Source organism: Thauera phenolivorans (genome assembly GCF_001696715.1).
Lineage (GTDB): Bacteria > Pseudomonadota > Gammaproteobacteria > Burkholderiales > Rhodocyclaceae > Thauera > Thauera phenolivorans.
The window spans coordinates 26965-35617 of record NZ_MBFM01000005.1 but is presented as its reverse complement, the minus strand read 5'-3'; the positions used below and the strand labels follow the sequence as shown (position 1 = coordinate 35617).

7 protein-coding genes are annotated in these 8653 nt (G+C 70.4%); all 7 read right to left on the bottom strand.

Translation table 11 applies throughout. The annotated features are described in order from the left end of the window. The coding region (locus tag BB334_RS13170; RefSeq protein WP_083200460.1) for an efflux RND transporter permease subunit at window positions 1–2619 on the bottom strand (2619 nt) is incomplete at its 3' end. A 1-nt stretch (window position 2620) separates the two neighbouring features. Continuing rightward, on the bottom strand, window positions 2621–4189 hold the full coding sequence (locus tag BB334_RS13165) for an efflux RND transporter periplasmic adaptor subunit (protein WP_408646456.1): 1569 nt from the start codon (window positions 4187–4189) through the stop codon (window positions 2621–2623). Then, the gene (locus BB334_RS13160; protein WP_232756740.1) at window positions 4186–5517 is read right to left on the bottom strand and encodes a TolC family protein; all 1332 of its coding nucleotides are present in this window, start codon (window positions 5515–5517) and stop codon (window positions 4186–4188) included. Before BB334_RS13160 ends, BB334_RS13165 begins: the two co-directional genes overlap by 4 nt. A 135-nt stretch (window positions 5518–5652) precedes the next feature. Next, window positions 5653–5994 carry a copper-binding protein gene (locus BB334_RS13155; RefSeq protein WP_068808970.1) on the bottom strand — a complete coding sequence of 114 codons (342 nt, stop codon included), beginning with the start codon at window positions 5992–5994 and terminating at the stop codon, window positions 5653–5655. Between the two features lie 104 nt (window positions 5995–6098). Next, window positions 6099–6602 carry a cupredoxin domain-containing protein gene (locus BB334_RS13150; protein WP_068808969.1) on the bottom strand — a complete coding sequence of 168 codons (504 nt, stop codon included), beginning with the start codon at window positions 6600–6602 and terminating at the stop codon, window positions 6099–6101. Between the two features lie 67 nt (window positions 6603–6669). Continuing rightward, on the bottom strand, window positions 6670–8073 hold the full coding sequence (locus tag BB334_RS13145) for a multicopper oxidase domain-containing protein (RefSeq protein ID WP_068808968.1): 1404 nt from the start codon (window positions 8071–8073) through the stop codon (window positions 6670–6672). Window positions 8074–8090: 17 nt separating this feature from the next. Next, window positions 8091–8653 (bottom strand): TolC family protein (locus tag BB334_RS13140; protein WP_198531253.1); only part of this gene is annotated, 563 nt, incomplete at its 5' end.

The following is an 8653-nucleotide window of genomic DNA, read 5'->3' as shown; positions in this document are numbered from 1 at the left end:
CCAGGTGGCGTAGTAGCCCTGCGGGAATGCGACTTCCTCGGCCACCGCCTGCTGCGCGCGCTTGACGAAGGCGCCGAGGTCGGCCTCGCGGGTGTCGACATACACGTAGGCCGCCAGCAGCGCGTTCTCGGTGCGGATGCCGGGCGCGCCGCGTGTCAGCTTCACCTCGGCCACCTGGCCAAGTGGGATCGGCCCGTTCATGGTCGGCACGAAGACGTCGGACGCAAGCCGCGCCGGATCGTCGCGCAGGCCGCGTGCGTAGCGTACCGACACGCCGTAGCGCTCCAGGCCCTCGACCGTGGTCGTCACCATCTCGCCGCCGAGCGCGGTGGCGATCACGTCCTGCACCATGTCGATGGTGAGCCCGTAGCGCGCGAGCTGATCGCGGCGCGGCACGATGTCCACGTAGTAGCCACCGGCCACGCGCTCGGCGTAGGCGCTGCTCGCGCCCGGCACCTTGCGCACCGCCGCTTCCACCGCCTGTGCGACCTTCTCCAGTGTCTCCAGGTCCTTGCCGAACACCTTCACCCCCACCGGGGTGCGGATGCCGGTGCTCAACATGTCGATGCGGGCCTTGATCGGCATGGTCCACGAGTTGGCGAGACCGGGGAACTTGAGCGCGGCGTCCATTTCCGCAATCAGCGTGTCGGTGGTTACCCCGGGCCGCCACTGGTCCTGCGGCTTCAGGTTGATCACCGTCTCGAACATCTCGAGCGGTGCCGGGTCGGTCGCGGTGTTGGCGCGGCCGGCCTTGCCATAGACCGACGCCACCTCGGGGAAGGTCTTGATGATGCGGTTGGTGGTGGCAAGCAGGCGCCCGGCCTCGGTCACCGACATGCCCGGCAGCGCCGCCGGCATGTAGAACAGCGTGCCTTCGTTCAGGGTCGGCATGAACTCGGAGCCGATCTGGCGCGCGGGGACGAGGGTGGCGGCCATCGCCAGCACGGCGAGCACGAGCGTGAGGACCTTGAAGCGCAGCACGCCCTGGATGATCGGCCGGTACAGCCAGATCAGCAGCCGGTTCACCGGGTTCTTCGCCTCGGGCAGGATGCGCCCGCGCACGAAGAACAGCATCAGCACCGGCACCAGGGTCACCGACAGCAGCGCGGCGCCGGCCATGGCGAAGGTCTTGGTGAAGGCGAGCGGCGAGAACAGCCGGCCCTCCTGGCCTTCGAGCGCGAACACCGGCAGGAAGGACACGGTGATGATCAGCAGCGAGAAGAACAGCGCCGGTCCGACCTCCTTGCAGGCGAGCACGATCGCCGCGCTGCGCTCCTCCCGGGTCGCCGCTGCGGGCAGCCGCTCGATGTGCTTGTGCGCGTTTTCGATCATCACGATCGCCGCATCGACCATCGCCCCGATCGCGATCGCGATGCCGCCCAGGCTCATGATGTTCGAGCCCAGCCCCAGGCTGCGCATGGCGATGAAGGCGATCAGGATGCCGAGCGGCAGGGTGATGATCGCCACCAGCGCGCTGCGCACGTGTAGCAGGAAGACGATGCACACCGCGGCGACGATCAGGCTCTCCTCGAGCAGGGTCCATTGCAGGTTGCCGATCGCGCGCTCGATCAGCTCGGAGCGGTCGTACACCGGCACGATCTCCGCGCCCGCCGGCAGGCCGGGGGCGATCTCGGCGATCTTCGCCTTGACGTTGGCGATCACGTCGAGCGCGTTCTGGCCGAAGCGCGCCATGACGATGCCGGAGGCCACCTCGCCCTCGCCGTTCAGCTCGGCGATGCCGCGCCGCTCGGCGGGCACCAGCTCGACGCGGGCGACGTCGGCCACGCGCACCGGCGTGCCGCGTTCGGCCTTCAGCACGATCCCGCCGATGTCCTCCACGCTGCGCAGGTAGCCGCGGCCGCGCACCATGTATTCCTTCTCGGCGAGCTCCACCGCGCGGCCGCCGACGTCGCGGTTGGAGGCGCGGATCGCCTTCGTCACCTCGTCGAGCGTGATGCCGTAGCCGGCGAGCCGGAGCGGATCGACGGTGACCTGGTACTCGCGCACGAAGCCGCCGATGCTCGCCACCTCGGCCACGCCCTGCGCCTTGGTGAGCTGGTAGCGCACGTACCAGTCCTGCAGGCCGCGGGTGTCGGCCAGGCTCATGTCGCGGCCCAGCACCGCGTACTGGTACACCCAGCCCACCCCGGTGGCATCGGGGCCGAGCTGCGGCGCCACGCCCTGCGGCAGGCGGCTGGCGGCCGCGCTCAGGTATTCGAGCACGCGCGAGCGCGCCCAGTAGATGTCGGTGCCGTCCTCGAAGATCACGTACACGTAGGACGCGCCGAACATCGAGAAGCCGCGCACCACCTTGGCGCGCGGCACCGCCAGCATCGAGGTGGTGAGCGGGTAGGTCACCTGGTCCTCGACCACCTGCGGCGCCTGGCCGGGATAGTCGGTGTAGACGATCACCTGCACGTCGGAGAGGTCGGGCAGCGCGTCGAGCGGGGTCTTGTGCACCGCATAGACGCCCCCGCCGATCAGGAACAGGGTCGCCAGCAGCACCAGGAAGACGTTGCGCGCCGACCACTCGATCACCCGGTCGAGCAGGCCGGCGGCGGACGGCTCGGCGGGCGCAGCGCCGGGCGCGGCGGCGGGATTCGTCGCGGGGGTCGGCATCTCAGTGGCCCTCGTGTGCGCCGGCGGCCGCTGCCGGCGCGCCGCCCGCGACCGGCTCGATGCCGGTGACGATGTACTCGCCCGGCTCGCCCGCCTCGAACACGAAGCGCACCGGCGTGCCCGGCGCGATGTCCTTCACCAGCGCCGGGTCGGCGAGCAGGAAGTCCATCGTCATCGCCGGCCAGCTCAGTGCGGGGATCTCGCCATGGGTCATCGTCACGCTGCCCGCGTCGGCATCGATGGCGTCGAGCGTGCCGTCGGCTTCGTAACGGGTGGAACTGGCGCCGTCCTCACCGGCGGTGCCGGGTTCGGCATCGACCAGGTTCGACAGCGCGGCCTTGAGCTGGCTCTCCGAGTCGATCAGGAAGTTCGCCGACACCACCACGCGATCGCCCGCCTCGAGGCCCTCGAGCACTTCGACCCCGTCCTCGCCGCGCTGGCCCAGCCTGACCCGCTGCGGCTTGAAGCGGCCTTCGCCGAGCGCGCGCAGCACGACCCGCCGCACGCCGTCGTCGATGATCGCCGAGCTCGGCACGACCACCTTCGGGGTGGCGTCGCCGACCGCCAGCGCGACCTGGGCGAACATGCCGGGACGCAGCAGGCCCTCGACATTGTCCAGTTCCAGCCGCACCCGGGTGCTGCGGGTGGCGGCGTCGAGCGTCGGATAGAGATAGCCGACCCGCGCCTCGAAGCTGCGACCCGGGTAGGCCTCGAGCGTGACCCGCGCACCCTGGCCGACCTGCACGCGGGCGAGATCCTGCTCATACACGTCGGCGATGATCCACACCTTGGACAGGTCGGCGATGCGGAACAAGGCCTCGCCCGGCATGAAGCGCCCGCCCTCGACCGCCATCTTGTCGAGCACGACGCCGCTCGCCGGGGCGTGGAAGACCTGGCGCGCGCCGGCCTGGCCGGCGACCTGCAGGTTGCGCAGGCGCGCACGCGTCGCCTCGGCCAGCCGCCGGGCGGATGCGCTCGCCAGCGGATCATGGCCGGCGCTCTGGCTCGCCAGCCGTTCGGCGATGCGCAGCTCCTCGCCGGTGGACTGCAGCTCGGGGCTGTAGGCGGTGAACAGCGGCTGCCCCTTCTTCACCGGGTCGCCCGCGGCATTCACATGCAGGCGCTCGATCCAGCCCTCGAAGCGCGGCGCCACCACCACCTGGCGGCGCTCGTCGATCTCGATCCGGCCGCTGGCACGCACCGCCGTGTCCACCGCACGCCTCTCGACCAGCGCGGTCTTCACCCCGAGGGTCTGGATGCGCGCCGGACTCACCGCCACCGCGCCGCTGTCGTCGGGCTGGTCGTCGGCGTAGACCGGGATGTAGTCCATGCCCATCGAGTCCTTCTTGGGCTCCGGCGAGGTGTCGGGCAGGCCCATCGGGTTGCGGTAGTAGAGGATCCTGCGTTCGCCCCCGGCCGCAGGCGTAGCCGTAGCCACGGCGGCAGGGGCGCCAACGCCGGCCTGGGTGGCGGGCGGGGACGCGTGTTGCATCCGGGCGAACCAGTACCCCGCACCCGCAGCGATCGCCACCGCGGCGGCGATCGACGTCATTCGGACGGCAGCGTTCACTTCGACTCCCCGGTCAGTTTCTTGATTTCGGTAAGGGCCAGGCGGGTCTCGAGTTCGGCCTGGAGCTGCTGGCTGCGGATGTCGATGAGCTGGCGTTCGGCCTCGATCACGCTGTCGAAATCGATCGTGCCGTTGGTGAGCGCGGCCCGGCTCGCATCGCGGGTGGCCCGGGCCTGCGGCAGCAGGGTGTGCTCGAGCAGGCGCAGCGTCTCCTGCCCCCGGGCGTACATGGACCAGGCGCTGCCGAGCTCGCCGGCGGCGCGCGCCCTGGCGTCCTCTTGCCGCGCCTCGGCCGCGATCAGCATGTACTCGGCCTCGCGCTCCTTCGCGCGGCGGCTCGACTGCTGCAGCGGAATCATCACCTCGAACATCACGTCCCACGAGGCCTTGCCTTCGTAGGGGCGGTTGTTGGTCACGCCCACGGCGAAATCCGGCAGGCGGTCCCGGTAGGTGCGCTCGCGTTCGGCCTGCGCGGCGTCGATGCCGTAGCTCGCCACCTGCACCTCGGGGTTGGCGCTCGCGACCGACGCGAACAGGGCGCCGGGCGCCAGCTGCTCGGGCAGCGGCGCGGGATCGACGGGCGCGGCGAGCGGCGCGTCGTGCGCGCGGCCGAGCAGGCCATTGAGCCCCGCCGACAGGCCCTGGCGGCGCTGCTCGATGTCGACGAGCGCCAGGCGCTGGGAGGTGATCTCGCGTTGCATGCGCAGCACCGCCTGCTGCGGCAGCAGGCCCAGCTCGTAACGGGCGAGACTGAGCTCTTCGAGGCTTCGCAGCAGGGTCAGCGCCTCGCGCTTGAGGACGAGCTCGCGGTCGGCCGCGTGGTAGCGCAGCCACAGCGTCTCGATCTTCGCGGCGAGCTCGGTCCACGCCGCATCGCGCATCGCCCCGGTCTGCGTCGCCTGCGCTTCGGCGGCTTTCACCGCCAGGTCGCGCTTGCCCCAGCCGGGCAGCGGCTGGGTGATGCGGTAACGGGTCTCGCCCACCTGGCCGGGCAGCAGCGAGCTCGAGCGCCCGTTCATGGTGTTGGTGGCGTCCATCAGCTCGAGCTCGAAGCGCGGATCGGGCAGCGCGCCGGCGGGTGCCACGCGCTCGTGGGCGGCGGACGCTTCGGCGCGGGCGGCGGCGAAGCCCGGGTTGCGCTGGCGCGCGTACTCGATCAGCGCCTGGGGGCTCGCGCCGAGCGTCGGGGTGTCGGGCGAGCCCTGAGTCCAGGCTCTGCCACTTCCCAGCGTGAGCGCAAGCAGCAGCGCAAGCGCTGCGGGGCGTGGCCGGTGAGATGACGGTACGGCGGACGGTGCTGCGGACGGTGTGGCAAAGAGGGATTTCATCGAGAAACGATTCCGGCAGGCGGTCGAGTGCATGGGCAGGCGCTTCGCCGCCCGCCTCATCGTTCAGCCACCACGGAGGCGCATGCCCCGGGGCGGAGGGTCAGAGTGGAACGCGACGCACCTGCGGGGTACGACTCACTGAGCGGGTTCGAGGGACGTCACCGTCAGCGCACCGCCGACCCGCTCGACGGCGAAGCGGATCTTGTCGCCCGCCTTGACCTGATCGAGCATGTCCGGCTCCGCTGCGCGAAACACCATGGTCATCGCGGGCATGCCGAGCGACTCGAGGGGGCCATGGGCAATGGTGAGCTTGCCCGCCGACTTGTCGATCTTCTTGACCGTCCCTTCGGCCAGGCTGGCCTCGGCCGGGGCGCTCGCGCCAGCGTGGTGGGCATCGTGATCGGCCTGCGCGAACGCCACCGGGGCGGCGCTGCCGAGCAGGGCGACGAGGGCGGTGGCAATGAGCGTGTTCTTCATGAGGGGGTGTCTCCAGGGCTTGGGGTTCTGCGCAGATGTCGAAAGTCGGGGCCATTATGCGAAGCCGTCACCGACGGAACGCTGACGCCCGGATTACATTTCTGTCAGCCGACGATCTCGATCGTGCCGACCATCCCGGCCTGGAAATGGCCGGGAATGAGGCAGGCAAACTGGAATTCGCCCGCGCGGTTGAACTCCCACACCATTGCGCCGCGTCCGCCGGGCGCGACGTGGGCCATCCACGGCTCGTCGTGTTCCATCTCGGGGAAGCGCTGCATCAGCGCCGCATGCTCGGCGAGCGTGCGAGGCGTGCCGAGCACCATCTCGTGCATCACGGCACCCCGGTTCCTGTGGGTGAAGCGGACCGTCTCGCCCAGGCGCACCGCGATGCGGTCGGGGACGAAGCGCATGTCGTCGGTCATCACGATCGGGATGGTTCGCGAGACGGCCTTCTCCTCGCCCGCGATCCCCCAGTCCTGCTGCTCCCGGGCGGTGTCGGAGGCAGGCTCGGGGGCACGTTCGGCCCCGCCGTGGGCGAACGCGGTGCGATGCAAGGCGAGCACACCGGTCGCAAGACCGGTGGCGAGGAAACGACGACGGCTTTTCATGGGGCGCTCCGGCTCTGGGGGTGAAATCTGGTTGGTGTCGTTGGTTGCGCGCACGCGGCGCCTGGCTTCAGTGCCCTGGATGCGCGCTGGGTTTGCGCACCTTCATCTCGACGGCCTGCCCGGGTCCGGTGCGCGGCATGCTCGAGGGGCCGGCCGCGCCGCTGCGCGCGGGCTCGGGCAGCGCTGCGCCCGCCCACTCATAGGCCACCGTCCCCTTCGGATGCCTGAACCAGCCCGGGTCGCGGTAGTCGCCCCGCTTCTGCTCACGGCGCACCTTGAGCACGGTGAACATGCCGCCCATCTCGACCGCCCCGAACGGCCCCTGGCCGGTCATCATCGGCAGGGTGTTGTCGGGCAGCGGCATCTCCATCTCGCCCATGTCTGCCATGCCGCGCTCGCCCATCAGCATGTAGTCGGGCACCAGCTTCTGGATGTTCTCGACCAGGCCGCGATGATCGACACCGATCATGGTCGGCACATCGTGGCCCATCGCGTTCATCGTGTGGTGCGACTTGTGGCAGTGCAGCGCCCAGTCGCCCTCCTCGTCCGCGATGAACTCGAGCTGGCGCATCTGGCCGACGGCGACGTCGGTGGTCACTTCGGGCCAGCGCGACTCGCGCCGCGTCGGTCCGCCGTCGGTGCCGGTGACCTCGAACTCGTGGCCGTGGATGTGGATCGGGTGGTTGGTCATCGTCAGGTTGCCGACGCGCACCCGCACGCGGTCGCCGCGGCGGACGTTGAGCGAGTCGATGCCGGGGAAGACGCGGCTGTTGAAGGTGAACAGGTTGAAGTCGAGCATGGTGTTCACCTTCGGCACGTAGCTGCCGGGCTCGATGTCGTAGGCGCCGAGCAGGAAGCAGAAGTCGCGATCGACGCGATCGATCAGCGGGTGCGGGTTGCGCGGGTGAGTGACCCAGAAGCCCATCATGCCCATCGCCATCTGCACCATCTCGTCGGCGTGGGGGTGGTACATGAAGGTGCCGGGGCGGCGCGCGACGAACTCGTACACGAAGGTCTTGCCGGGCGGGATCTGCGGCTGGGTCAGGCCGCCGACGCCGTCCATGCCGTTGGGCAGGCGCTGGCCGTGCCAGTGGATGGAGGTGTGTTCAGGCAGGCGGTTGGTGACGAAGATGCGCACGCGGTCGCCCTCGACGACCTCGATCGTCGGCCCCGGCGACTGGCCGTTGTAGCCCCACAGCCGGGCGATCATGCCGGGGGCGAGCTCGCGCTCGACCGGCTCGGCGACCAGATGGAACTCCTTCACGCCATTTCTCATGCGCCAGGGGGCGGTCCAGCCGTTCAGCGTCACCACCGGGTCGTAGGGGCGGCCGTTGGGCGGGGTGTGAGGTGCGGCCGTGGCCGCGCTGGACTGGATCACCGGTTCGGGCAGGGCCGCCAGCGCGACCCGGTTGACCGAGCCGGCGGCGGCCAGCAGGCCCGCCCCGGCGAGAAATCGACGTCGGGAGGTCATGAGGGGCTCCGGAAAGGTCAGTGGCCACCACCGGCTTGCGCCGGTGATGCCCCCGATTGAAGGACGAGCGGCGCGATCGGCCGGCCGAGCAGGCTGGCCTTGAGCGCGGCGTCGGCGCGCCAGAAGTCGCGCTCGGCCTCGATCGCCTGCGCCACGCTCGCCGACTGCGAGCGCGCGGCGGCGAGCAGCTCGAACACCCCGATCAGCATCCCGTTGTACTGGAGCACGGATTCCTCGGTGATGTTCTGATGGAGGGGTACGAGCTCGTCGCGGTAGTGGCGGGCGAGGTCGTATGCGCTGCGATAGCCGTCGTAGGCCACGCGCACCTGGGAGCTCGCGTTGCGCGCGACCTCGAGCGTGCGATTGAAGGCCGCGAGGTAGCGCGCCTCGCTGCCGGCGCGCGCCGCGTCGCCGAAGTCGAACAGCGGCAACGGCAGCTCGATCTCGAAGCCGCGCTGGGACGATTCACCGGTCTCGCTGTTGCGCACGCCGGCCACGTGCAGGCCGTCGACGACGCTGGTGACCCGCGTGAGCCCCAGGCTTTTCGTCGTGCGGTCGAGGTCGGCGAGATCGGAAGAGC

What these genes read in the sequence shown, in the direction of transcription:
- BB334_RS13150 (WP_068808969.1), bottom strand. Translation starts at nt 6,602, where the DNA reads ATGAAAAGCCGTCGTCGTTTCCTCGCCACCGGTCTTGCGACCGGTGTG.
- BB334_RS13160 (WP_232756740.1), bottom strand. Translation starts at nt 5,517, where the DNA reads ATGAAATCCCTCTTTGCCACACCGTCCGCAGCACCGTCCGCCGTACCG.
- BB334_RS13145 (WP_068808968.1), bottom strand. Translation starts at nt 8,073, where the DNA reads ATGACCTCCCGACGTCGATTTCTCGCCGGGGCGGGCCTGCTGGCCGCC.
- BB334_RS13155 (WP_068808970.1), bottom strand. Translation starts at nt 5,994, where the DNA reads ATGAAGAACACGCTCATTGCCACCGCCCTCGTCGCCCTGCTCGGCAGC.